The following is a 23401-nucleotide window of genomic DNA, read 5'->3' on the forward strand; positions in this document are numbered from 1 at the left end:
CCCCTACCCCAGCGAGAAAGGCACCGGAGCAGTGAGCACTGACGCCATCGCGGTCATCGGACTGTCCGTGCGGGCCCCCGACGCGGCCGACGCCGACGAGTTCTGGCGCAACCTCCTGGCGGGACGCAACAGCATCCACCGGCTCAGCGACGATCAACTGCTGGCCGCGGGCGAGGACCCGGAGCTGATCAAGGACCCGCACTACATCCCCGCCCGCCCCCTCCTGGACGACGTGGGCGGGTTCGACAACACCTTCTTCGGGATCTCCCCGCGCGAGAGCGAGCTGCGCAACCCGCAGCACCGCCTCTTCCTCGAACTGTGCTCGACCGCACTCCAGCACGCCGGGTACGAACCCTCCCGCTACGACGGCGAGATCGGTGTCTACGGCGGCTGCGCCAGCGACACCTACGTGGACGACCACATCCGCGCCGACCCCGAACTCATCGCCCAGGTCGGCGACATGGTCGCGCTGGTCTCCAACAACATCGACTACCTGGCCACGTACACGTCCTACCGGCTCGGCCTCGACGGCCCCAGTCTGAACGTGCGCACCGCCTGCTCCACCTCCCTGGTCGCCACCCACCTGGCCTGCCAGGCGCTACGGCTCGGCGACTGCGACATGGCGCTGGCGGGCGGCGTGGAGATCGAGACGCCGTACGGCCGCGGCTACCGCCATGTGGCCGGCGGCATCGACTCCGCCGACGGGTACTGCCGGCCGCTCGACTCCGAGGCGAGCGGCACGGTCTTCGGCAGCGGCGGCGGTGTGGTGGTCCTCAAGCGGCTCGCCGACGCGCTCGCCGACGGGGACCCGGTCTACGCCGTGATCAGGGGCTCCGCGGTCAACAACGACGGTGCCGCGCGCCCCGGTTTCACCGCGCCGAGCTCCGAGGGGCAGAGCCGCGTCATCGCGGAGGCCCTGGCCGTCGCCGACGTGGACCCGGACACCGTGTCGTACGTCGAACTGCACGGCACCGGAACCCAGATGGGCGACCCCGTCGAGGTGCACGGGCTGCACCAGGCCATGCTCGCGGTCGCCACCGGCGATCTGCGGCCGGGCAGCTGCGCGATCGGCTCGGTGAAGTCGAACCTGGGCCACCTCGGCCCGGCCTCCGGCATCGTCGGCCTGATCAAGACGGTGCTGGCGCTGCACCGCGAGAGCATCCCGCCCACCATCAACGTGCGGGTACCCAATCCACAACTTCGCCTGGAGCAGACCCCGTTCAAGATCGCGGACGCCGTGCTGCCCTGGCCGCGCACGGCGGGCGCCCCGCGCCGCGCGGGCGTCAGCTCCTTCGGCTTCGGCGGCACCAACGCCCATGTGGTCCTGGAGGAGGCCCCGAACCCGGCCCCGGTGCCCGAGCGTCCCGAACGTACCGAGCTGCTGGTGTGGAGCGGCACGGACCGGGAGGCCGAGGGCGCGGTGCGCGCCCGGCTCGCCACGTCCCTGGCCGCGCTGCCGGACACGGCCGCGGCCGACGTCGCCCTCACCGCGCAGACGGGACGCCGGGCGCTGCCCGCGCGCGCCGCGCTGGCCTTCACCCGCCCGGCCGAGGCGGCCCGGCTCCTCGCCGACCCGGACACGGCGCCCACGGCCATGTCGGACGGCACGCGCCGCCGCCTGGTGTTCGCCCTCCCGGGGCAGGGCTCGCAGCATCCGCGGGCCGCGGCGGGCCTCGCCGCCCACCTGCCCGACTTCGACGCCCGGGTGCGCGAGTGCCTCGCGCTGTTCTCCGACGCCCTCGGCACCGACCTGACGAAGATGTGGCAGGAGGAGACCGATCCCGCGGCCGTGGCCCGGACCGTGCACGCCCAACCGCTGCTGTTCAGTGTGGAGTTCGCCCTCGCCCGGTCCCTCGGTCTGCTCGGCGTGGAACCCGCCGCGCTCGTCGGGCACAGCGTGGGCGAGGTCGTGGCCGCCACGCTGGCCGGGGTCGTGCCGCTCGCCGACGCGGTGCGGTTCGTCGCCCGCCGGGCGGAGCTGATGCAGGGCATGCCGCCCGGCCGGATGCTCGCCGTGGCCGCCGCCGAGGACCTGGTGCGCGACCTGCTGGTCCCCGAGGTCGCGGTGTCCGCGGTCAACGGCCCCGGACAGGTGGTGGTCGGGGGCCCGGCCGAGGCCGTCGAGGCATTCCGGGAGATCCTCGCCGGGCGCGGGGTACAGGGCAGGCTGCTGTCCACCTCGCACGCCTTCCACACCCCGATGATGGCCCCGGCGGTGGCGGAGCTGACCGACCTGCTGGCGGGCTGCGCGCTGCGCGCCCCGGAGATACCGGTGATCTCCGCCGCCACCGGTCGGCCCCTCGATGACGCGCAGGCCACCTCGCCGCGCTTCTGGGCCGAACAGCTGGTGGAACCGGTGCTGTTCGGGCACGCCCTGGACACGCTGGCGGGACAGGACCCGGCCCGCGTCCTGGAAGTGGGCCCGGGACAGGCCCTGTCCAGCCTGATCCGCCGCCACCCCGGGCTGCGCGACGCGGGTCACCGGGCCGTGGGCTGCCTGCCCCGGCCCCGTGACGCGGCCGACGGCGACTGGCCCGCGTTCCTGGAGGCGCTGGCCCACGCCTGGTGCGACGGGGCGGACGTGGAGTGGGAGGCGCTGCCGCGCCCGCGGGACACGCGACGGGTGGCGCTGCCCGCGTATCCGTACCGGCGAAGGGAGTTCTGGCTGCCGTACGCAGCGGGGGGACGCCCGGCGCCGGCGGTCGGGGGACCCGCCACGCCGACGGCCGAGGACGCGCGAAGGGCCGTACCGGAACCGCCCCGCCAGGACTCGACGGCGCCCGGCCCCCGGGACTCGACGGCTCCCGCGCGTCCCGTCCTCGCCCTGCCCGGCTGGCGCCCCGACCGCCATGTACCGGCCGCGGCGCGCCGCACCCCGGGCAGCCGCGGGCACGCCGTGGTGCTCACTCCCGCCGACCCGGACGCCGCCCGGGAACTGCTGACCGCCGTCCAGCTCGCGGGCTACCGGACCCTCCCGGTCGCCGAGGGCGGCGCGTACGAGGCCGCCGACTACCGGGGCACGGTACGGCGCGGACACCCCGACGACGTCACCGCCTACCTGGACCATCTGGCCCGACGCGGCGTGGACGTACGCCTGTTGGTGCACGGCCGCGCCTTCGCCGAGCCGCTCCCGGACGTTCCCGAGGCGCTGCACGAGGCCCTGTGGTCCCTCGTGGAGCTGTTCCAGGCGGGCGCCGGACGCCGGGACGCGGACAACCGCCCGCTGCCCCTCGCGGTCGTCATCCGCTCCGCGGTGGACGTGACCGGCGCCGAGGGGCTGAGCCCGGCCCACGCCGCCGCGTGCGCCCTGGCGCGGTCCGCGGCGCTGGAGGCGGGCGCGGGGCAGGTGCGGCTGATCGACGTCGGCAACGTACCGACCGCGGTGCTCGCCGCCGAACTCGCCGCGCCCGCCTCCCCCGACGCGGCCGTGGCCCTGCGCGGCGCCCGCCGCTGGCTGCCGGACCGCACCGAGTACACGGCCGACGGACCGGTCGGCACCCTGCTGGAGGAGCGCGGCGTCTACGTCGTCACCGGCGGACTCGGCGCCATCGGTCTCGCGGTGGCCCAGGCGCTCGCCCACACCGGGCTGCGCCCGCGCCTCGCCCTGCTGGGCCGCAGGGCCGACCGGCCCGAGGAGTACGAGCGGATCGCCCCGGCGCTCGCCGCCATGGAGGCGGCCGGCGCCGAGGTCACCCTGCACGCGGCCGACGTCTGCGACGCGGAGGCCGTGCGCGGCGTCTTCGACCGGCTGCGCGCGCGCCACGGCGCCGTGCACGGCGTCCTGCACACCGCGGGCGTCGCGGGCGGCGGGCTGCTGCGCACCCGGTCCCGGGCGGACATGGAGGCGGTCCTCGCCGCCAAGGTGACCGGCACCCTGGTGCTGCGGGAGATCGTCGCCGACACGCCCGGCGTCCGGTTCCTCACGCTGTTCTCCAGCCGGGCCGCCCTCAACGGCCTTCTGGGCAGCGCGGATTACGCGGCGGGCAACGCCTTCATGGACGCGGTCGCGCTCGGTGCGCCGCCCGGCGCCCCGGTGACCGTGAGCGTCAACTGGCCCGCCTGGCACGGCGTCGGAATGGCCGGCACCGCCCCGGACCACCCGGCGGAGGACGACGCGGCGCACTGGAGCACCGTCCTCGCCCCCGGCGACTGGCTCGTGGCCGAACACCGCCTCCAGGGCCGGGCGTTGCTGCCCGGGGCCGCCTACTTCGACCTCCTGGTGCGGGCCGTGCGGGAGGTGGGCGGCGCGGACGATCTCGACCCCGTCGTCATCGAGGACCTCATGCTGTCCGAGCCGCTGTTCGTCCCGGAGCCGACGGAGGTCACCGTCACCCTGGCGGAGACGGCCGAGGGCGACTGGCAGGCGACGGTCCGGGCCGCGGCCGGCGGGGCACCGGCGACCGTGCACGCACGGGCCCGGGTCCGCGTGGACCGCTCCCTGACCGCCGACCGGCCGACCGTCGACGCGGCCGCGCTCGGCCGGGGCTGGCCGGCCGTCACGCCCGGGGCGCCCGAGGGCGCGGCCACGGAGTTCGTCTTCGGGGAGCGGTTCGGCTGCGTCCGCGCGGCGTTCCGGGAGACCGACGTGACGGTGGGCCGCCTGGAACTGGCCCCCGAACACCTCGCCGACCTCGACACCCACCCCGTCCACCCGGTCCTGCTCGACCGGGCGCTGGCGCTGAACCTGCCGGCCGGCGACTTCGTGCCGTTCACCTGCCGCCGGGCGGTCGTCCACGGCGAGGTTCCCGGGCAGGTGACGGCCCGTATGGTGCGCCGCCCGGAGCGGACCGGCCGCTCCACCGTGGACGCCGAGCTGTACGACGACCTGGGCCGGGCGGTCGTCACGGTGAGCGGGTACACCAAGATCGCGCTCGGCGGCGAGTCGGCGGTCGCCCGTGCGGAGCGTGCGGCCCCGCAGGAGCCGCCGATCGGGCTGACCTCGGGGATCACGCCGGACGAGGGCATCGACGCGCTGATGCGGCTGCTGACCGAGCACGTCCCGGCGCAGGTGGCGGTGGTGCCGGCGGAGGAGTGGGCACCGGCTCCCCCGGTCCGGGAGACCGTCGCTGCCGCGCCCGTGCGTCCCGAACAGCCGGCCGTCCGTGAGGAGGTGCGGGCGCCCGGCGAGCCGCGGCCGGCCCCCGAGCCCGACGACCCCGGCCCCGCACCCGACGACCCCGGCTCCGACGACCCCGTCTCCGCCGTCGTACGCCTCCTCGGCGAGACCCTCGGCGCGGGCGAGATCAAGCCCGACGACGACTTCTTCGCCCTGGGCGGCGACTCGCTCACCGCGGTCCAGCTGGCGTCCCGGCTCCAGGACCGGTTCCGGGTGTCCGTGAGCGTCGCCGACCTCTTCGACGCCCCCACCCCGGCGGCGCTCGCCGAGGTCGTCGTGGCCCGACAGCGGGAGGCCGGAGCATGAGCGCGGCGGGAAGCGGGAGCACGGGCACGGTGGCGAGCGGGACCGCGGCGACGCCGTACGGCGAGCACGCGCGGGCCGTGGGCGCCGGATCGGCGTGGCGGGCCTCGCTCGGGCAGGAGCGGCACTGGGCGTACCAGGCGCGGTTCCCGGAGTCGGCCGCGTTCAACGTGCCGATCGCGGTGCTGCTGCGCGGCCCGGTGGACCTCGACACGCTGGAGCGGGCGCTGCGGGCGGTGGTGAGCCGGCACGAGTCCCTGCGGGCCTCCTTCGGGGAGTCGGCGGGACGGCTCACCGCCCGGCTGCACGACCCCGGGGACATCCCCGTCCTCCGCCACGACCTGCGCCCCCTGGCCGAGGCCGAACGGATCAGGTCGCTGCGGGAGATCGGCTCGCAGGAGGCCGCGCGCCCCTTCGACCTGCGGACGGAACCCACCACCCGGGCCCACCTGGTGAGCCTCGCGGCGGAGGAGACCGTGGTGGTCGTGAACTTCCACCACATCGCCTTCGACGGCTGGTCCTCGCCCGTCTTCTTCGAGGACCTGGCGGACCGGTACGGCGCGCTGCTCGCCGGGGCGCCCGGCGGCCCGGTCCCCGCCCACCGGTACGTCGACTTCGCGGTGTGGCAGCGCCGCCGGATCGCCCGCGGCCGCCACGACGCCCAGCTCGACCACTGGCGCCAGGTGCTGGCCGACCCGCCCCCGCCGCTGCCCTGGCCCCCCGACGGCCGGGATCCCGGGGCTCCCTGGTGGGCCGGTGACATGGCCTGGCTCGGGCTGCCGCAGAGCCTGGTCCAGGACGCCCAGCAGGCGGCGCGCGCCTGCGGCACGTCCTTCTTCGTGCTCGGGCTCGCCGTCTACCAGCTGGCGCTGCGGCGACTGACCGGGTGCGACCACCTGGCCGTCGGCACTCCCTTCGCGGGCCGCACCGACCCGCGCTGGGCGGACGTGGTCGGCTTCTTCGTGAACACGCTGGTGATGCCGTACGTCTTCCGGCCCGACGTGCCCGTGGGCCGGCTGGTGGAGGACACGCACCGCCTGGTCATGGCGGCCCACGAGAACCAGGACCTCCCCTACGGCGTCCTGCTCGACGAACTGGCGCCGCCGGTCGAGCCGGAGCGCACGCCGTACTTCCAGACCATGTTCATCCTCCAGAACACCCCGTCCCCCACCCGGAGTTTCGGGTCCGGGACCCTCGCCACGAACAAGCTGGTGACCGGCTCCGCGCGCTACGACGTCACCTTCTCCCTGGGCCGCAGGCACGGCGAGCTGGCCCTGGAACTGGAGAACCGGCCGCGGCTCGTCGGGCAGGACACGGCGATCGAGCTGGCCCGCGCCTTCTTCGGCCTGCTGGCGGCCGCGACCGCTGACCTCACCACGCCGGTCGGCGCGCTGGAGCCCGCGCCGGTGCCGCTGTCGGTCCGGCGCAGGGGGGACCTGGAGCCCGGGATCGACGGGCTGTTCCGCGGCATGATCGGGGACTGGAGGCCGGCGGCATGACCGAGGGGTCCGCGGGGCGGGGCACGGGCCGGGGCACGACCTGGTGGCGGACTGTACGATGAGCAGCTGATCATCTGAACGAGGGTCATCCGGCGCGGTCCGCCCCGCGCCGGCCGGACCCCGTGACACGGTGCTGGCACACGAGCGGGAAGGCGCGGGAATGGGTGACCTCTTTCTCGTCCGGCACGGTGAGACCGAGTGGTCGCGGTCCGGACGGCACACCGGCTGGACCGACGTGCCGCTGACCGAACACGGCCGGGAGGAGGCGCGCCGGCTGGTGCCGCTGATCCGCTCGCACCGCATCGGCGCCGCCTTCGTCAGCCCCCTGCAACGGGCCCGGGAGACCGCCGAGCTGATCGGTATCCCTGACGCCCGGGTCGACGCCGACCTGCGTGAATGGGACTACGGCGGCTACGAGGGCATCACCACGCCGGAGATCCAGCGCACCCGCCCGGGGTGGTTCCTGTTCACCGACGGCGTCGCCCCGGGGCCGCCCGGCCACCCCGGCGAGTCACCGGAACAGGTCGGCGAGCGTGCCGACCGCATGCTGGCCAAGGTCGACGCGGCCCTCGCCAACACGGAGGGCGTCGTGGTCCTCGTCGCCCACGGCCACTTCCTCCGCGTCCTCACCGCCCGCCGCCTCGGCCTGTCCGCCCGCCACGGCGCCCTCTTCCAACTGGCCACGGGCACGCTGTGCCGCCTGGGCACGGAGCATGCGCGGCCGGTGATCGCGGGCTGGAACATCCGGCCGAGCTGAGGGGACGGGGCGGGGCGCCCCGGCGGTACGACCGGCCCGACCCGGCGGTACGACGGTCGGTGCCCCGCCGCACGACGGTCCGCGCCCGCGGGTGCGGCCGTGCCGGACGGGCGGTACGACACGCGCGCCGGCCCGGCCACCCGCGCTTCCCCTCTCCCCGCGTCGGGCCCCGCTGTCGGACCCCACCCGTACTCTTCCCTCAAGCCGTCCGACCGGCGCCCGTACCAGCCGCCGCACCGCCCCGGAGGGGAGCCGCACCGTGAGCCGGGAACCGACCGCCGCCCAGCGGCGCGTGATCGACGCCGCCGATCCGGTCACCGGCCGGCTGCGCGGCACGGAGGCGCAGCTCACCGCGCTGGTGCGCGGGGGCCTCGCGTTCCGGCACCCGCGCCCGCCGCACGACCACTTCCTGACCCCGGCGGGCCGGCGCCTGCGGGAGGCGCCGGCCGGGGCACCGGAACGGCCGACGCCCTCCACGGGGGTGTTCGCGGCGCGCGTCGGCGGAGCCGGGGAGGAGGTCCCGCCCTCGGCCGCCGTACGCCTGCGCGAGGTGCGCGACGCCTGGCAGGGCCTGCTGGAGCTGCGCCGGATGACCAACCCCGACGGCGCGGTGGACCGTCCGTGCGCCTGGGAGCGCGGCCATCTGGTCCGGGCCGCCGCCCTCGCCCTGGAGGCAGCCGGGCACCACCCGAGGACGGCGGGCGCGGACGGTTACCGGGTCCGCGCGACCCCGCAGCCGGAGGCCGTCGCCGTGTACGCACCGGACGCGGCGGCCCGGTCCGCCTGCGCGGCCACGCTGGAGCGGGCCGGCTGGCAGGCGGGCGAGTACACCGAGCCACGGACCCAGGTCCGCTACCTGCTGGCCTCCCCCCGCCGCGCCTGACCCGTGGCCGCCCCGCCGACCGCGCGTGGAAGGATCACCGGCAGGCGGCGCAGCCGTACCGGAGCAAGAGGGGAATGCCGTGAGCGAACCGTTTTCCGTCCGCGTCACCGTCCGCGGTTACGAGACCGATGTGCAGGGCCACCTGAACCAGGCCGTGTACCTCAACTACGCCGAGCACGCCCGCTGGGCCCTCCTCCAGGCCGCCGGTGTGAGCCAGACCGGCCTGGTGCGCACCGGCGTGGGACCGGTGGTCCTGGAGACGACGATCCGCTACCTGCGCGAACTGCTCGCGGGCGACGAGGTGGACGTGACCTGCGCCTTCGAGTGGTCCGGCGGCAAGACCTTCACGGTCCGCCAGGAGATCCGCAGGGCCGACGGCACCCTCGCCGCGCAACTCAAGGGCGTGGGCGGCCTGTTGGACCTCAAGGAACGCAAGCTGGTCGCCGACCCGGCCAAGGTCTTCGAGGAACTCTCCACCGACCCGGCCCTGTTCGGTCTGTGAGGAACGGGCGGGGCGCCGCCGTCCGCCAGGACCTGTCCGGCCGGTCGGGGCCGTCCTCCGGGGCCGCGGAACCCGCTCACTCGTCGCGCGCAACCGGGGGCGCAGGCGGACGGGGCGGGCGTAGGCGCCGTCGTGGCGGACGAGCGCGGGACTGTGGCGGCGCACGCCGCCCGCCAGGACCTCGCCGACGACCAGGAGGTGGTCTCCGGCCCGGTGCCGTGTGGCGACGCGGGCGCCGAGCCAGGCCGGGGCGTCGCACAGGACGGGCAGCCCGTCGTGCAGTTCGAGGCGCGCTCCGGCGAACCGGTCTCCGCCGCTGCGGGCGAACCGGTCCGCCAGGTCCGCGTCGGCGACGCCCAGCAGGTGGACGGCGAACCGGTCCGCCCGTCGGACGGCGTCCGCGGCCGAGGAGTCGCGCGCCACGCAGAAGGACACGAGGGCGGGGCTGAGGGAGACCGAGGTGAAGGAGGTGGCCGTGAAGCCGGCCGGCCCCGGCACCGTGATGACGGTGACTCCGGCGGCGTGCCTGCGCAGGGTGCGGCGCAGCAGGGCGGCCTGGCCCGGTTCTCCGGTCGGTCGGGACGGCGCGCCGGTCGGGGGCATGGGGCTTCTTCCTTCGCTCGACGGGGGTGTCGGGGACGGGCCCCCGCGCGGGACGGGTGTCCTCGCGCGGGGGCACCGGCCCATCGGGTGCCGGCCGCCGCTTCGCGGTCGACACCCCGCCCGCACCGTGCTCCGGTCACGGAGGGCGGCGGTGCGGGGGGGGGCGGGGCTGGTCCGCGGCCTCTACGCGGCGGACGGCGGGAGCCGGTCGGCGAGGAGGCGGGTGAGCATCTCCCGCAGCTGCCGCGTCTCGTGCGGCGGCAGGGGCAGCAGCGGCGGCCGCGGCGGCCCGGCCGGGCGGTTCTGGATCTCCAGACCCGCCTTGACGGCTCGGGGCAGGCCGTGGTGGACGATGAACCGCAGGAACGGCAGCAGCTCGTCCAGGAGCCGGTCCGCGTGGTCGTCCTGTCCGCGGGTGACCGCGCGGTGGAGTTCCAGCACCCACTGCGGCACGAGGCAGGGGGCGGCCGTGCACCAGCCCGCCGCCCCGGCACGGAAGGCGTCCAGGGCGACCGGGTTGTTGCCGTTGTAGACCGAAAGCTCCCCGTCGGACAGCTCCCGCAGGGCGCGGAAGCGCGAGACCTCGCCCGAACTCTCCTTGACCATGGTGAGGTTGGGGATCTTCCGGGCGAGCGCGACCACGGTCTCCGGGCGCAGGTCCACGCCGCTGGTGCCGGGGTTGTTGTAGAGCATCATCGGCAGGTCTGTGGCACGGGCCACCGCGCTGTAGTGCTCGACGAGTTCGGCCTCGGTCAGCTTCCAGTACACCAGGGGCAGCACCATGATCGCGGTGGCGCCGTGGCGGGCGGCCACACGGGCGCGGCGGACCGTGCCCTCGGTGCTCCAGTGCGAGACGCCGACGAGGGTCGGCACCCGCCCGGCGACCGTGTCCAGCGTGGTCTCGCAGACCGCGTCCCATTCCCTCTCGGTCAGGTAGGCACTCTCTCCGGTGCTGCCGAGGGGGGCGACGGCGTGACTGCCGGCGTCGACGAGGTCGCCGGTCAGGGTCCGCAGCGCGGACAGGTCGACCTCGCCGGTGACGGCGTCGAACGGGGTGACCGGGTAGGAGATGATCCCCTTGAGCGGCGGTGTCGTCATCACAGGTCCACCTGTCCCGTCAGACAGTCGGGGTGGTTGCGCAGGGCCTTGCGCGCGTAGTAGGCGAAGTTCGCCCGGCTGCGCCGGTCGGTGGAGGTCCAGTCGTGGGCCTCGCGGGCCAGGGCCGGGTCCAGGGGCTGGATGGTCCCCGCCGCCATCGCCAGCAGCTGGAGGCGGGCCGCTCGCTCGATCAGCAGCGCCAGGGTGCACGCCTCCTCGATCGTGCGGCCCGTCACCAGCTGGCCGTGGTGGGCCAGCAGGATGGCCCGCTTGTCACCGAGCGCGGCCGAGATGATCTCGCCCTCCTCGTTGCCCACCGGCACACCCGGCCAGTCCTTCAGGAACGCGCAGTCGTCGTACAGCGGGGTCGTGTCCATCTGGGAGACCACCAGCGGCACTTCCAGCATGGCGAGCGCGGCCGTGTGCAGCGAGTGCGTGTGGATGATGCAGTTGACGTCCTCGCGCGCCCGGTAGATCCAGGAGTGGAAGCGGTTGGCGGGGTTGGGCATTCCCTCCCCCTCCAGGACGTCCAGATCCTCGTTCACCAGCAGGAGGTTGTCCTCGGTGATCTCGTCGAATCCCAGCCCCAGACGCTGGGTGTAGTAGGTGCCCGGCTCCCGCCCGCGGGAGCTGATCTGCCCGGCGAGCCCCGAGTCGTGGCCGCCGTCGAAGGCGATCCGGCAGGTGAGCGCCAGCTTCTGGCGCGTGGTCAGTTCGAGGTCCCCGAAGTGCCGGTCCATCTGCCGCGCGGCGCGGTCGACGAGGACGTCCTTCGGGTCCTGCAGCGTTTTCGCCATGTGTCTGCTCCAGTTCCGGCCCGGCCCCGGTGGCCAGGCGTGCGCCCGGAGCCGCAGCCCCGAGGAAACTGAGTTCACTATAGGACACAAAGTTTCCTGAACCAAGGGCGGCTTCGGCGGAGCGTGCTCCTTCCGGGGCCCGCCCGCGGCGAAGCGGCGTAGCATTGTTCGCTATAGGACACGCGGTGTCATCGACGGCGGCCGGCACACGCCGCACCGGGGGCCCGGCCGGTCGAGGGGCACGAGAGAGGAAGACGCCAGTGATCAATCGGGTACGCCGGCTGCGCAAGGAACGGCTGATGACCCTGGAGGTGCTGGCCGAGCGATCCGGCGTCACCAAGAGCTACCTGTCGAAGGTCGAACGCGGGCAGAGCGTCCCCTCCATCGCCGTGTGCGCCTCGCTCGCCAAGGCCCTCGAAGTGCCCCTGGACAGCCTCTTCGCCGAGGCCGACGAGCTCGGCGAGGTCACCGTGACCCGGGCCGCGGAACGCCAGGCCCTGACCTCCCCGGACGAGCCCGGCACCCGCTACGAGGGCATGGCGCTCGACGCCGGCACCAAGGGCATGACCCCGTTCATGCTCTACCCGCCGCTCGACGCGAACCCGGTCCCGTTCCGCGACCACCCCGGCGAGGAGTTCGTCTTCGTCCACCAGGGGCGGGCCGAACTGATCCTCCCCTCGCGCACGATCACGCTCGACCCGGGCGACTGCGCCTACTTCAAGGCCACCACACCCCACAAGCTCCGCTCACTGGGAACCCGGCGCGCCACCGTCCTCCTCCTGGTCTCCAGCGACTACGACACCCCGGACGACGCCCGCCCCGCACCTCCCCGCCTGCCCTGAGACCGCGCGGGCGGCCGAGGCCCGGCAGGCCGCGCACCCGATCGCCCGGACACCGGCGCGGCCAGGCGGTTGGCGTCCATACGAGGCCGCCGTCCCATCAGCTCAGGCCCGGGACCGGGGTGCACGCCCCCCGCTCACGTCCCCCGCCGCCGCAGCGGCAGCCAAGCAGGCCCCGACCTCCGTCGTCCCGGCTCTTTGGTGGCACGGAGTTCGAGGAGGGCGGGGAAGCGCTTTCGCAGTTCCGAGTCCAGGCGGGAGTGCAGGGTGAAGTCCGCGGCCGGGCAGTGGGTGCAGGCGCCCGACAGGCGTACCTCGGCCCTGCGGTCGTGGGCGGAGACGATCGTGGCCTCGCCTCCGTGGGAGCGGATGTAGTCGCCGGCCGGGCCGTTCAGGACGTCCTGGAGGGCGGCGCGGAGGAGGTCGTCCTCGGTCGGGGCGGTGGCCGGCCGCCACTGGTGGGGGTGGCCCAGTGCCGTGCCGAGCGCGTCGCGGACGCGGGGGCCGGTGGTGGCCCAGGTGTGGTCGGGGGCGAGGCGGATCAGGACGGCCTGGGGCTCCACCTCGATGGCGGCGATGGGGCCGGAGTGGAGCATGGTGCCGAGAGCGGACGGGGCGCCGGTGATCGGGCCGACGAGGGGGAGGGTGCCGGCGGGGATGACCCAGCGGACCGTCTGGGGATCGGTCGTGGGCTCGGGGTGCATGGGGACGGCGGTCATGTCAGGGCCCCCACGACGGTGTGGGTCACGAAGGCCATCGTCCAGGCCAGGACGAACATGTAGCCGAAGGCGACCGCCGGCCATTTCCAGGAGCCGGTCTCACGGCGCATGACGCCGATGGTCGACATGCACTGCAGCGCGTAGAGGAAGAAGACCAGCAGCGCGGCCGTCGTGGCCGGGGTGAACAGTCTCTGTCCCTGGTGGGGGCCGTCCGTGTAGGTCATCTGGGTCAGGGCCTCGGCCGGCTGGTCGGGGTTCTGGGCCGCGGCGACCTGGCCGAGGGTGGCGACGAAGACCTCACGGGCGGACAGCGAACCCAGGACGCCGACGTTGATGCGCCAGTCGAAGCCGAGGGGTTCGAAGACGGGTTCGATGGCGTGGCCGATGTCCGCGGCGTAGCTGTGGTCGACCTCGTAGGCCGAGACCGCGGTCCGGTCGGCCGGGTCGACGCCGGCGGAGCGCAGTTGCGCGTCGCTGTGCATGGGCAGGCTGAGGAGGAGCCACAGGCCGACGGTGACGACGAGGATGATGCGGCCGACCTTGGCGAGGAAGCCCTTGCACGCGCTCCAGATGGCGTCGGCCACCGAGCGCGGCCGCGGCAGGCGGTAGGACGGCATCTCCATGTAGAACGGCAGCACCGGGCCGCCCCGGCTGCTGAACCGTTTGAAGACCCAGGCCGTCGCCATGGCCGAGAGCGCGCCGACCAGGTACAGGGCGAACATGACGACGCCCTGGGCGCCGAACGGACCGACCCTGGTGCCGGGGCTCACCAGCAGGCCGGTGAGCAGGACGTAGACCGTCAGCCGCGCCGAGCAGGTCATCAGCGGCGCGCCCATCATGGTCGCGAACCGGTCCTTGGCGGACGGGAGGGAGCGGGTGGCCATGATGCCCGGGATGGCGCAGGCGAGGGAGGAGAGCAGGGCGACGAACGCCCGGCCCTCCAGTCCGGCCCTCGCCATGAGCCGGTCCATCAGGAAGGCCGCGCGGGAGAGATAGCCGCTGCCTTCGAGCAGCGAGATCATGAGGAACAGCAGGGCGATCTGCGGCAGGAAGACCACTACGCTGCCCAGGCCGCCGATCAGGGCGTTGCCGAGGAAGCCGGCGAGCAGGGGGTTCGAGACGTATTCGGTGACCAGGGTGCCGAGCCGGTCGAAGACGCTCTGCACCGCGTCCTGGAGCGGTGTCGCCACGGTGAAGATGATCTGGAAGAACGCGAACATGGTCGCGAAGAAGATCAGCGTGCCCCACAGCGGGTGCAGCAGTACGGCGTCGATGCGCCGGGTGCGCTGGTCGACCTCCGGCACCTCGTAGCCGGCGCTCCGCAGCAGCGACTCCACCCAGGCCCGGCGCTGCGCCGGCTCGGTGGGCGGCGGGAGGACCGGTCGTTGCCAGGAAGCCGGGTCGGGCAGGGTGGCCTGCAGCTCGGCGAGGTCGTTGCGCGAACCGCTCGTCACCGCGACGACCGGCACGCCGAGGGCGCGGCGGAGGGCGGCGACGTCGAGGGTGCCGCCGCGGCGGGCCAGCTCGTCGCGGAAGGTGAGCACCACGCAGATCGGCAGGCCGGTCCGCATGACCTGGGCGAGCAGCCCGAGGGAACGGCGCAGCGTGGTCGCGTCCAGGGTGACGAGGATGCCGTCGGGTGTGCCGAGGTCCGCGTTGTCCGGGTCGAGGACGTCGGCGACGACCTGCTCGTCCGGGCTGATCGGGTCGAGGCTGTAGGTGCCGGGCAGGTCCTCGATGACCACTTCCTGCTTGCCGACGCGCGCCGTTCCCTCGTAGCGCGCGACGGTGACGCCGGGGTAGTTGCCGGTCTTGGTGCGCAGGCCGGTCAGGGCGTTGAACAAGGTGCTCTTGCCCGAGTTCGGGCTGCCGACCAGGGCCAGCCGGGTACCGCCGGTGACCGTCCCGGTCGTCGCGCCGGTCGGGCCGCAGTGCGCGCTCATGCGGTGCGCCGTACCCGGATGCCCGCGGCCTGTTCCCCGCGCAGGGCGATCTCGTACTCCACGACCTGGAAGACGACGGGGTCGCCGAGCGGCGCCCGGCGCAGCACGGTGACCTCGGTGCCGGGGGCGAACCCCAGATCGAACAGGCGTCGCGCGGTGCTCGGCTCGACGGACTCGTCGATGCCGGAGACCTCGCCGCTCATTCCGGGGCGCAGGTCCGAAAGCCGTACGTCCGCTCCGGAGTCCACCGGCACGGACGAACCGCTCTTGCGGCGCGCACCCCACTGCACTGAGACCATCGACACCCTCGCACAAGGATCACCTAATCAACTTAGGGAAGGCTAACCTTTTGCCTCGGTAATGAGAATATCGGCTCCGCCCCGGCATGAGCCGTGGGGGGGCGCGTTGAGGCGCGGGCGTGTCGTACGACGCCTCCGGGCGCCTCGGTCCTCGGACCCCTCGGCCATCCGGTCCCCTCGGTCATCTCCCCCACGTCCCCTCCCCACCCCGCCCGGTCCGCGAGAAGCCCTGACCGCCGGTGACGGTCGCAGCGCCAGGTGGTGGACCGGCAGTAGGCGATCGGGCTGCGTTGTCCGAGGCGGGAGTGCCCGGCCGGGGAGTGGTCCCGTGCCGGCAGGCGGGGCCGGGCCGAACTCCGGCCCCGGCCCCGCCTGCTTCAGCGCGCCGACGCCAACTCCTCCCCCGCCTCCCTCGGATGCGTCGCGTCCCGCGCGTCCCCGCCCCGGCCCAGGTGGTTGAAGACCAGGTTGAGCAGGACCGCCGTGACGCACCCCGTGGAGATGCCCGAGTCCAGTACGATCCTCGCGGTACCGGGGAAGGCGTGGTAGAAGTCCGGCGCGGTGATCGGCACGATGCCGACGGCCAGGGACACGGCGACGATGAGGACGTTGTCGTCCTTGTCCAGGCCCGCGCGGACCAGGGTCTGGATGCCGCTCGCGGCGACCGAGCCGAACAGGACGACGCCCGCGCCGCCGAGCACCGGCCTCGGGACGGCGGCGATCAGGGAGGCGGCCGCCGGGCACAGGCCCATCAGGACGAGGAAGCCGCCACCGAAGGCGACGACGAAGCGGCTGCGGACGCGGGTCATGGCGACCAGGCCGATGTTCTGGGCGAAGGCGCTGCACATGAAGCCGTTGAACAGGGGGCTGAGGGCGGAGCCCAGGGTGTCCGCGCGCAGGCCCGCCGCGATGGTCCGCTCGTCGCAGGGGCGTTCGACGATCTCGCCGAGGGCCAGCATGTCGGCGGTGGACTCGGTCATCGAGACCACCATCACCACGCACATCGACAGGATCGCGGCGATGTGGAACCGCGGCGCGCCGAAGTGGAAGGGGGTCGGGAAGCCGACCAGGTCCGCCGCCGCGACCGGGGAGAAGTCGGTGGCGCCGGACGGGATCGCGATCAGCGTGCCGGCGACCAGGCCCAGCAGCACCGCGATCTGCTTGACGAAACCACGGGTGAAGCGGCGCAGGAGCAGGACGATCAGGAGGGTGGTGCCCGCCAGGGCGAGGTTGGTCGTGGAGCCGTGGTCGTGGGCCGAAGGGTCGGGACCCTGGGCCCAGCCGAAGGCGACCGGGAGCAGGGAGACACCGATCAGGGTGATGACCGTGCCGGTGACGACCGGCGGGAAGAAGCGGACGGCCTTGCAGAACACCGGCGCGGCGAGGAAGCCGAGGAGTCCGGCGACCATCACCGCGCCGAAGATCACCGGCAGCGCCTCGGACTTGTCCTTGGCGGAGGCGATGATCGCCGTCATGGGGGCGACCCCGGCGAAGGTGACGCCATTGACGAAGGGCAGCCGGGCGCCGACCTTCCAGAAGCCCAGGGTCTGGAGGAAGGTGGCGAGGCCGGCGGTGAACAGACAGGCGCCGGTGAGGAAGGTGAGGTCGGTACCGGACAGGCCGGCGGCCGCGCCGACGATCAGGGGCGGGGCGACGACCCCCGCGTACATGGCGGCCACGTGCTGCAGACCGCTGGTCGCCGTCTTCAGGACGGGGAGTTTCCCGTCCACCGGGTGGACTGGCGCTACGTCGACGGGTTGGGCGGACACGGCGGGCTCCTCCGGTCGGTTGGACACGTCGGCTGCGGACGCGGGTTTCAGGGAGGTGGTGCGCGGCGGTCATGGGGGGACCTCCCGCTCGGGCGGAGTCGGGAGCGGGGAGGGACCGGTGGCCGCGTGAGGGGCCGAGGACGGGACCGTTCCGGGGCGCACGCTCGCACGCGCGTCCCGGAGCCGGCCGCCGCGGACCCCGCTCGGGTCCACGGCTACCGGCCGGGAGCCGTCCCTCCCGGCCGGAGTCGGGTGGGCTCAGCCCTGGGCGGCGATCCGCGCCAGGCGGCGGGCCTCGTCGCGGGTGGCACGGGCGACGGCGTCCTCGTCGACGGTCAGCAGGCGGCCGTCCGCGACGATCTGACGGCCGTTCACGAAGGACGCCGTGACCGGGGCGGCCGCGCCGAAGACCAGGGCGGTCACCGGGTCGGCGATGGAGGCGTGGGCCAGCGTGTCCATCTTCCAGAGCACCACGTCGGCGAGCTTCCCGGCCTCCAGCGAGCCGGTCTCGGCGGCGCGGCCGAGCACCCGGGCGCCGCCATGGGTGCCGAGCCGCAGAACCTGCCGGGCGTTCAGCGCGGCCTCCTTGTGGGCGCCGAGCCGGTTGATGAGCAGGGCGTTGCGCAGCTCGGTGTGGAGTTCGCCGGACTCGTTGGAGGCGGTGCCGTCGACGCCGAGGCCGACCGGGACGCCCGCGGCGAGCATGTCCGGGACCCGTGCGATGCCCGCGGCGAGACGGGCGTTGGACGAGGGGCAGTGGGCGACCCCGGTGCCGGTGCGGGCGAAGGCGGCGATGTCGGAGTCGTTCATGTGGACGCAGTGCGCCATCCACACGTCCTCGCCGAGCCAGCCCGTGGACTCGAAGTAGTCGGTCGGGCCCATGCCGAACAGCTCGTGGCAGAACCGCTCCTCCTCCACGGTCTCCGAGCCGTGCGTGTGCAGCCGCACGCCGAGGCGGCGGGCGAGCCCGGCGGCGTCCCGCAGGAGTTCGGTGGAGACGGAGAAGGGGGAGCACGGGGCCACGGCGACCTGGGTCATGGCGTCGAAGGAGGGGTCGTGGTGCTCCTTGACGGTCGCCTCCGTCGCGGCGAGCGCGCCCTCCAGGCTCTCGACGGCGAAGTCCGGGGGCAGTCCGCCGTCCTTCTCGCCGCGGTCCATGGAGCCGCGGGCGAGCGTGAAGCGGACGCCCGTCTCGCGGGCGGCGCGGATGATCGCGCCGGACAGGTCGCCGGTGCCGCGCGGGTAGACGTAGTGGTGGTCCATCGCGGTGGTGACACCGCCGCGGGCCATCATCGCGAGCGAGCCGCGGGCCGCCGTGTAGGCCATGGGCTCGTCGATGCGCGCCCAGATCGGGTACAGGGCGACCAGCCAGTCGAACAGGTTGTGGTCGGTGGCCAGGCCCCGGGTGATCCACTGGTAGAAGTGGTGGTGGGTGTTGACCAGGCCGGGGGTCGCGAGGTGTCCGGTGGCGTCGATACGGCGGACCACGTTCGCCAGGCCCTCGGGTGCCGGCCCCGCGCCGAGCGCCTCGATGCGGTTGCCGGCGAGGACCAGGTACCCGGAGGCGTACTCGGTGTCGTCGGCGTCGACGGTCGCGATCGAACAGTTCTCGATGACGATGCGCTGGGCTGCTGCCATGTTTCGTCCTTTTCGCTCAGCGGACTTCTGTGGGGAGGGCACGGCAGGACCCCGGGGGGATTCGAGTGCCGCGGCCGGGGGCGGGGTGGGGGTCGCCCCGGCCGCGGGTGCCGAGAAGGGGGCGGATCAGAGGTTGGTGAGGTCCACCGGGATCCGCGGTTCGCAGCCGTCCCGGAGGATGGTCGCCTCGATCAGGCCGTAGGGCCGGTCGGCGGCGAAGTAGACCTCGTTGTCGTTCTCCAGTCCGAACGGCTCCAGGTCGACCAGGAAGTGGTGCTTGTTGGGCAGCGAGAAGCGGACCTCGTCGATCTCGCTGCGGTTGTCGATGACGCGCGCGCCCATCTGGTACATCGTCTGCTGCAAGGAGAGGGAGTAGGTCTCCGCGAAGGCCTGGAGCATGTGCTTCCTGACCTGCTCGTACGACGTCTCCCAGTGCGGCATCTTCTGCTCGTCGTCGGTCCAGTTGAACCGCCAGCGGCCGGAGACCGAGGTCGCCAGGATGCGGTCGTGGGACTCCTGGAGGGTCGTGTACTTGTCCTTGGCGTAGCCCCAGAACTCGGAGTCGGTCGAGTTCATGACCGTCAGGTCCTTGAGGCCGGAGACGACCTCCCAGGACGAGCCGTCGTAGGTGATCTGGGTCAGCCGGGTCTCCTGGCCCTTGCGGACGAAGGAGTGCTTGGCCTCGTCGGCGCCGGAGGTCGCGATCCGCTCCCACTCGTACTCCTCGATCCGGATCCGGGCGCGCCGGATGGGCTCCTGCGAGGTGACGAAGTGCCGGGCGAGATGGATGCCGAACTGCTCGGCCGACTCGATGCCGTACTCCTTGGCGAACGCGAACACCGTGTTCTTCGTGGTGTCGGTCGGCAGCACATGGGCGTTGGAGCCCGAGTAGTGGACCTCGTCCATGTCGCCGCTGAGCGACACCGAGACATCGAGATCCTTGATGTGGTGGGTGGCGCCGTCCCGCGTGATCCTGACGACTCGGTTCTCGGCCTTGCCGTACTGGTTCTGGCCCAGGATCACAGGGCGGGAATTGACGGTCATGTAGCTAGCTCCCTCGGTAAACGGAGTAGCCGAACGGGCTGAGCAGCAGCGGTACGTGGTAGTGCTCGCCCGGTACGACGGCGAAGGTGACCGCCACCTCCGGGAAGAACACCGCCGGTCCGCTGTCCCGATTCGCGGGGGCGTCCTGCTGCGCATCGGCTTGCTGGTTCGCTGATCGCTCTCGGAAATACGGCTCCACGGCGAAGTCGAGCCGTACCTGAGTGGTACCCACCGGGAGCGCCGGCAGGTCCCCGCACCGGCCGTCGGCGTCGGTCGCGGAGCCGCCGAGCGCGCGCCAGTCCGCGTCCCGGTCCGGACGGGCGGAGAGGCGGACGGCGACGCCCTCGGCGGGGCGGCCGACGGAGGTGTCCAGGATGTGCGTGGACACGGAGGCGGTGGTGCCGGTGCTCATGGGTCAGGCGTCCTCTTCGACGAGTCGGGCCAGTCGGATGCGGTTGATCTTCCCCAGTTCGGCGCGGACGATCTCCCGCTCGCGCTCCGGCGCGTTCCCGATCCGCTCCTTGACCGCGTCGCGCATCCGCTCGCCGGTCAGGCCGGTGGCGCAGATGAGGAAGACGTGGCCGAACCGCTCCTGATAGGCCAGGTTGAGTTCGAGCATCTCGGCCTTGAGTTCGTCCGAGGCGCCGGCCATGCCGCGCTGTTCGCGGGCCGAGGCCGGATCGCCCGGCCGGGGCCGCCCTATCGGCGGGTGCCCGGCCATCGCCTCCGCCAGATCGGCGGCGGTCAGCTCGGCCAGGGCGGCGTCGCCCGTGTCGTAGAGCTGCTCGGCGGTGGCGTAGGGGCGGGCGGCGATCAGCCGTCGCACCCACGTCGTGGAGGCGCACGCCTCGTGGAGGACGGCGAAGGCCGCCCGCTCCTCCAGATCGTTGAACCGGGCCAGGCCCGGGGGCGTGGAAGTCGACGTCACGGGAGCCTCCGTGGCCGTGTCCGGCCTTCGTGCTGAACGGGCTGCCGCTAGCTAACGCCCCCCGGAAAGACCGCGTCAACACTTTGTTGAAAATTCCGCGTTACAAGCGCGGACACCCTCCGCAGGGGCCTCAGGCGCCCTTTTCCCGGTTGAGGTAGTTGTAGACGGTGAAGCGGCTGACGCCCAGCGCGCCCGCCACGGTCTCCACGCCGTGCCGCACCGCGAAGGCGCCCCGCGCCTCCAGTATCCGCACGACCTCCTGCTTGGCCCTGCGGTCCAGCTCGGACAGCGGCCGCCCCTCCCTGCGCTCCATCGCGGCGAGGATGTGATCGAGGGAATCGGCGAGCTGGGGCAGGCGTACGGCGACGGCGTCGACGCCCTCCCAGGCGAGCACGACGTCCTCGGGGCCCGCCTCGTCGGGCGGCAGCATCGCGCCACCCATCGCGTCGACCAGTGGTTTCACGGCCGCGATGAAGCGCTCCTCCCCGCTCATCTGCCGTCCTCCCCGGCCTCGTCGCCCAGCACGTTGACCTGGAGCGAGATCCGGGTGGCCCCGGCCGCGAGGCTCCTGCGCAGCAGCGCGTCCACCGTGGTGAGCACGCGCTCGGCGCCACCCTCCGCGGTGTTGCCGAACGGGCCGACGTCCACGGCGTCCAGGCTCGCCGTCTCTATGACCTCCCGCGCCGCCAGGGCGTGCGCGGGGGCCTCCTCCAGGTCGAAGGGTTCGGTCGTGAACTCCACCCTCAGTCGCACTGCGCCCCCAGACATCCTTCCGGCCCGCGCTCCGTCCCGAGCACTCACGAGAGGGCACATCAGGGCGCACCGAGGCCACGGCGACCGGCTGCGCCACAGTCGCGGCGTACCGCAGGCCGGCCGATTCCACGCGGCGGAGCCGGTTCGTCCGCCACGAGGCGACCCTAACCGACCAGGAGGACGGGACGCCGTGCGCATCCCTGGGCCAGCCCCACGCGGACGACCTCGCCGGGATCAGTCCGCCGGGCGGACCCGAGCGGAAGGAGCGCCTTCCGCCGCCTCCTGGAAGTCGGCGATGTCTCCGCCGTACTCCCTCGCCCAGTCCGTCAGGACCTCGATGGGCTCGACGAGGGTCCGGCCGAGGTCGGTGAGGCGGTACTCGACCCGCCTCGGCCCCTCGGCATGACGGTCGACCAGCCCGTACCGCTGGAGCCTGCGCAGCGTCTGGGTGAGGACCTTGCGCGAGACACCGCCGATGAGGTCGACCAGCTCGCCGTGCCTGCGAGGCTCCCGGCTGAGTCCGAAGAGCGCGAGCACGGCCCATTTGTCGGAGATGATCTCGACCGCCAGACGCGTGGGGCAGTCGGCGAGGGAGGTCGCTCCGTTCACGTTCTGCATGAAGGTCGAAGGTACCAGGAGGTAACGCACGGCTCCGTAGCGTCTTTTCCCGAACCACTCACCAGCACCGGATGCGAAGGAGTCACCATGCCACGAGTCGTCGTGTTCGACGAGTTCGGCGGGCCGGAGGTCATGCGCGTCGTGGAGGAACCCGTCGTCGAACCAGCGGCCGGCGAGGTCCGGGTCAGGATGGAGGCGTTCGCCGTCAACCCGATCGACCGGATGATGCGTTCCGGCACCTCGCCCGCACCCGTGCCCCTGCCGCACGCTCGCCTCGGTGTCGAGGGGACCGGCGTCCTCGACGCGCTGGGCCCCGGGACCACCGGGCTGAAGATCGGCGACCCGGTCGTCCTCACGGCCGTTCCGGACCCGAGCGCCCGGGGCAGCTACGCCGAATACACCACGGTCCCCGCGAGCCGGGTCGTCGCCCGGCCGGCCGGTCTCGGGATCACGGAGGCGGCGGCTGTCTGGGTCGCCTACTCCACCGCCTACGGCGCGCTCGTCGAGAAGGCGGGGATGCGGCCCGGCGACCACGTCCTCATCACCGCCGCGTCCGGCGGCGTCGGCCGGGCGGCGATGCAGATCGCCCGTCAGATCGGCGCCGTGCCCATCGCCGTCACTCGGCACACCGCGAGGAGGGACGAACTGCTCGCCGCCGGTGCCGCCGCGGTCGTCGCCACCGATCACGCGGACATCGCCGAAGCCGTGGGCCGCCACACCGGCGGGGCCGGCGCGGACATCGTCCTCGACCTCGTCATGGGCCCCGGTCAGCAGGATCTCCTGAAGGCGGCCCGTCCCGGCGGGACCCTGGTCGCCGCGGGCTTCCTGGATCCTCGGCCCGCGCCGTTCCCGGGAGGCCCGCCGCTCACGGTCTTCGGCTACCGAAGCTTCGAGCACACCCTCGACGCCGTCGCGGTGAAGCGCATGGCGGCCTTCCTGAACGCGGGCCTGCGCCTCGGCGCACTGCGGCCCGCCGTCGACGACAAGGCGTTCTCCCTCGACGACGTCGTCGAGGCACACCGGCACCTCGAAAAGGGGCTGCACGCCGGGAAGAAGATCGTCGTGACGGTCTCCTGAGGCCGCGACGGCTCGGGACGCGGCGGACACCGGGCCGAACCGGCGGGGCGAGGAGAACGGCCCGCCGGAAGGTGTCCGCCGGCGTCGCGGCCGGGGCGAGTCCTCGATGAGGAAGCCCGGGAAGACGCTCGCTCCGGCCCGGGGTGAACGCGTCGTGGACGTGGCGACGACCGGCACCTCCGGCGGTGCCACGGCGTCGGGCCGGCCGGTCGGCGG

Annotated in this window: 20 protein-coding genes and 1 pseudogene; 7 read left to right on the forward strand and 14 right to left on the reverse strand. The window is 73.7% G+C overall.

The window, feature by feature from the left end; genetic code table 11:
* Positions 1 to 31 precede the first annotated feature (31 nt).
* The 5 genes from QSK45_RS02530 to QSK45_RS02550 all read left to right on the forward strand — a co-directional run bounded on the left by QSK45_RS02530 (position 32) and on the right by QSK45_RS02550 (position 9060).
* A complete protein-coding gene (locus QSK45_RS02530; RefSeq protein ID WP_285552749.1) occupies positions 32 to 5422 on the forward strand; it encodes a type I polyketide synthase in 5391 nt (1796 codons plus the stop codon).
* The gene (locus QSK45_RS02535; protein ID WP_285552750.1) at positions 5419 to 6918 is read left to right on the forward strand and encodes a condensation domain-containing protein; all 1500 of its coding nucleotides are present in this window, start codon (positions 5419 to 5421) and stop codon (positions 6916 to 6918) included. Before QSK45_RS02530 ends, QSK45_RS02535 begins: the two co-directional genes overlap by 4 nt.
* Positions 6919 to 7078: 160 nt before the next feature.
* Positions 7079 to 7675, forward strand: coding sequence for a histidine phosphatase family protein (locus QSK45_RS02540; protein WP_285552752.1), 597 nt, complete (start codon positions 7079 to 7081; stop codon positions 7673 to 7675).
* A gap of 259 nt (positions 7676 to 7934) precedes the next feature.
* A complete protein-coding gene (locus QSK45_RS02545; RefSeq protein WP_285552754.1) occupies positions 7935 to 8558 on the forward strand; it encodes a hypothetical protein in 624 nt (207 codons plus the stop codon).
* Between the two features lie 79 nt (positions 8559 to 8637).
* Entirely contained in the window at positions 8638 to 9060 is a 423-nt protein-coding gene (locus tag QSK45_RS02550) for an acyl-CoA thioesterase (RefSeq protein WP_285552756.1), read from the forward strand.
* A gap of 129 nt (positions 9061 to 9189) precedes the next feature.
* Here QSK45_RS02550 and QSK45_RS02555 read toward each other — a convergent pair.
* The 3 genes and pseudogenes from QSK45_RS02555 to QSK45_RS02565 form a co-directional block, all read right to left on the reverse strand.
* Positions 9190 to 9747: pseudogene (locus QSK45_RS02555) on the reverse strand (flavin reductase family protein); the annotation flags it as partial.
* Positions 9748 to 9846: 99 nt separating this feature from the next.
* Entirely contained in the window at positions 9847 to 10761 is a 915-nt protein-coding gene (locus QSK45_RS02560; RefSeq protein WP_285552758.1) for a dihydrodipicolinate synthase family protein, read from the reverse strand.
* Positions 10761 to 11558: an aldolase gene (locus QSK45_RS02565; RefSeq protein ID WP_285552760.1), complete on the reverse strand. Its 798-nt coding sequence runs from the start codon at positions 11556 to 11558 to the stop codon at positions 10761 to 10763. The genes QSK45_RS02560 and QSK45_RS02565 overlap by 1 nt, the downstream gene beginning before the upstream one ends.
* A gap of 260 nt (positions 11559 to 11818) precedes the next feature.
* On the opposite strand from QSK45_RS02565, the gene QSK45_RS02570 reads away from it, so the two are divergent.
* The gene (locus QSK45_RS02570; RefSeq protein ID WP_285552761.1) at positions 11819 to 12400 is read left to right on the forward strand and encodes a helix-turn-helix domain-containing protein; all 582 of its coding nucleotides are present in this window, start codon (positions 11819 to 11821) and stop codon (positions 12398 to 12400) included.
* Positions 12401 to 12534: 134 nt separating this feature from the next.
* On the opposite strand, the gene QSK45_RS02575 is transcribed toward QSK45_RS02570, so the two are convergent.
* The 11 genes from QSK45_RS02575 to QSK45_RS02625 form a co-directional block, all read right to left on the reverse strand.
* Complete coding sequence (locus QSK45_RS02575) at positions 12535 to 13116, reverse strand: NifU family protein (RefSeq protein ID WP_285552762.1); 582 nt, start codon at positions 13114 to 13116, stop codon at positions 12535 to 12537.
* Positions 13113 to 15059 (reverse strand): ferrous iron transporter B, encoded by a 1947-nt coding sequence (feoB, locus tag QSK45_RS02580; protein ID WP_285552764.1) that lies wholly within the window; start codon positions 15057 to 15059, stop codon positions 13113 to 13115. The genes QSK45_RS02575 and feoB overlap by 4 nt, the downstream gene beginning before the upstream one ends.
* A complete protein-coding gene (locus tag QSK45_RS02585; RefSeq protein ID WP_285552766.1) occupies positions 15056 to 15358 on the reverse strand; it encodes a FeoA family protein in 303 nt (100 codons plus the stop codon). The genes feoB and QSK45_RS02585 overlap by 4 nt, the downstream gene beginning before the upstream one ends.
* 377 nt (positions 15359 to 15735) lie before the next feature.
* Entirely contained in the window at positions 15736 to 17127 is a 1392-nt protein-coding gene (locus QSK45_RS02590) for a nucleobase:cation symporter-2 family protein (protein WP_285552767.1), read from the reverse strand.
* Between the two features lie 258 nt (positions 17128 to 17385).
* The gene (locus tag QSK45_RS02595) at positions 17386 to 18765 is read right to left on the reverse strand and encodes an 8-oxoguanine deaminase (RefSeq protein WP_285552768.1); all 1380 of its coding nucleotides are present in this window, start codon (positions 18763 to 18765) and stop codon (positions 17386 to 17388) included.
* A gap of 126 nt (positions 18766 to 18891) precedes the next feature.
* The gene (pucL, locus tag QSK45_RS02600; RefSeq protein WP_285552770.1) at positions 18892 to 19809 is read right to left on the reverse strand and encodes a factor-independent urate hydroxylase; all 918 of its coding nucleotides are present in this window, start codon (positions 19807 to 19809) and stop codon (positions 18892 to 18894) included.
* Between the two features lie 4 nt (positions 19810 to 19813).
* A complete protein-coding gene (uraH, locus tag QSK45_RS02605; protein WP_285552772.1) occupies positions 19814 to 20221 on the reverse strand; it encodes a hydroxyisourate hydrolase in 408 nt (135 codons plus the stop codon).
* A 3-nt stretch (positions 20222 to 20224) separates the two neighbouring features.
* Positions 20225 to 20737 carry a 2-oxo-4-hydroxy-4-carboxy-5-ureidoimidazoline decarboxylase gene (gene uraD, locus QSK45_RS02610; RefSeq protein WP_285552774.1) on the reverse strand — a complete coding sequence of 171 codons (513 nt, stop codon included), beginning with the start codon at positions 20735 to 20737 and terminating at the stop codon, positions 20225 to 20227.
* Positions 20738 to 20867: 130 nt separating this feature from the next.
* The gene (locus tag QSK45_RS02615) at positions 20868 to 21230 is read right to left on the reverse strand and encodes a helix-turn-helix domain-containing protein (protein WP_285552776.1); all 363 of its coding nucleotides are present in this window, start codon (positions 21228 to 21230) and stop codon (positions 20868 to 20870) included.
* On the reverse strand, positions 21227 to 21490 hold the full coding sequence (locus QSK45_RS02620) for a hypothetical protein (RefSeq protein ID WP_285552778.1): 264 nt from the start codon (positions 21488 to 21490) through the stop codon (positions 21227 to 21229). Before QSK45_RS02620 ends, QSK45_RS02615 begins: the two co-directional genes overlap by 4 nt.
* 234 nt (positions 21491 to 21724) lie before the next feature.
* Positions 21725 to 22108 (reverse strand): winged helix-turn-helix transcriptional regulator, encoded by a 384-nt coding sequence (locus tag QSK45_RS02625; RefSeq protein WP_285552780.1) that lies wholly within the window; start codon positions 22106 to 22108, stop codon positions 21725 to 21727.
* An 87-nt stretch (positions 22109 to 22195) separates the two neighbouring features.
* Here QSK45_RS02625 and QSK45_RS02630 point away from each other — a divergent pair, with 87 nt between their 5' ends.
* Positions 22196 to 23185 carry a zinc-dependent alcohol dehydrogenase family protein gene (locus QSK45_RS02630; protein ID WP_285552781.1) on the forward strand — a complete coding sequence of 330 codons (990 nt, stop codon included), beginning with the start codon at positions 22196 to 22198 and terminating at the stop codon, positions 23183 to 23185.
* Positions 23186 to 23401 lie beyond the last annotated feature (216 nt).

It is taken from the genome of Streptomyces hygroscopicus subsp. hygroscopicus, from assembly GCF_030269125.1.
GTDB lineage: Bacteria > Actinomycetota > Actinomycetes > Streptomycetales > Streptomycetaceae > Streptomyces > Streptomyces hygroscopicus_C.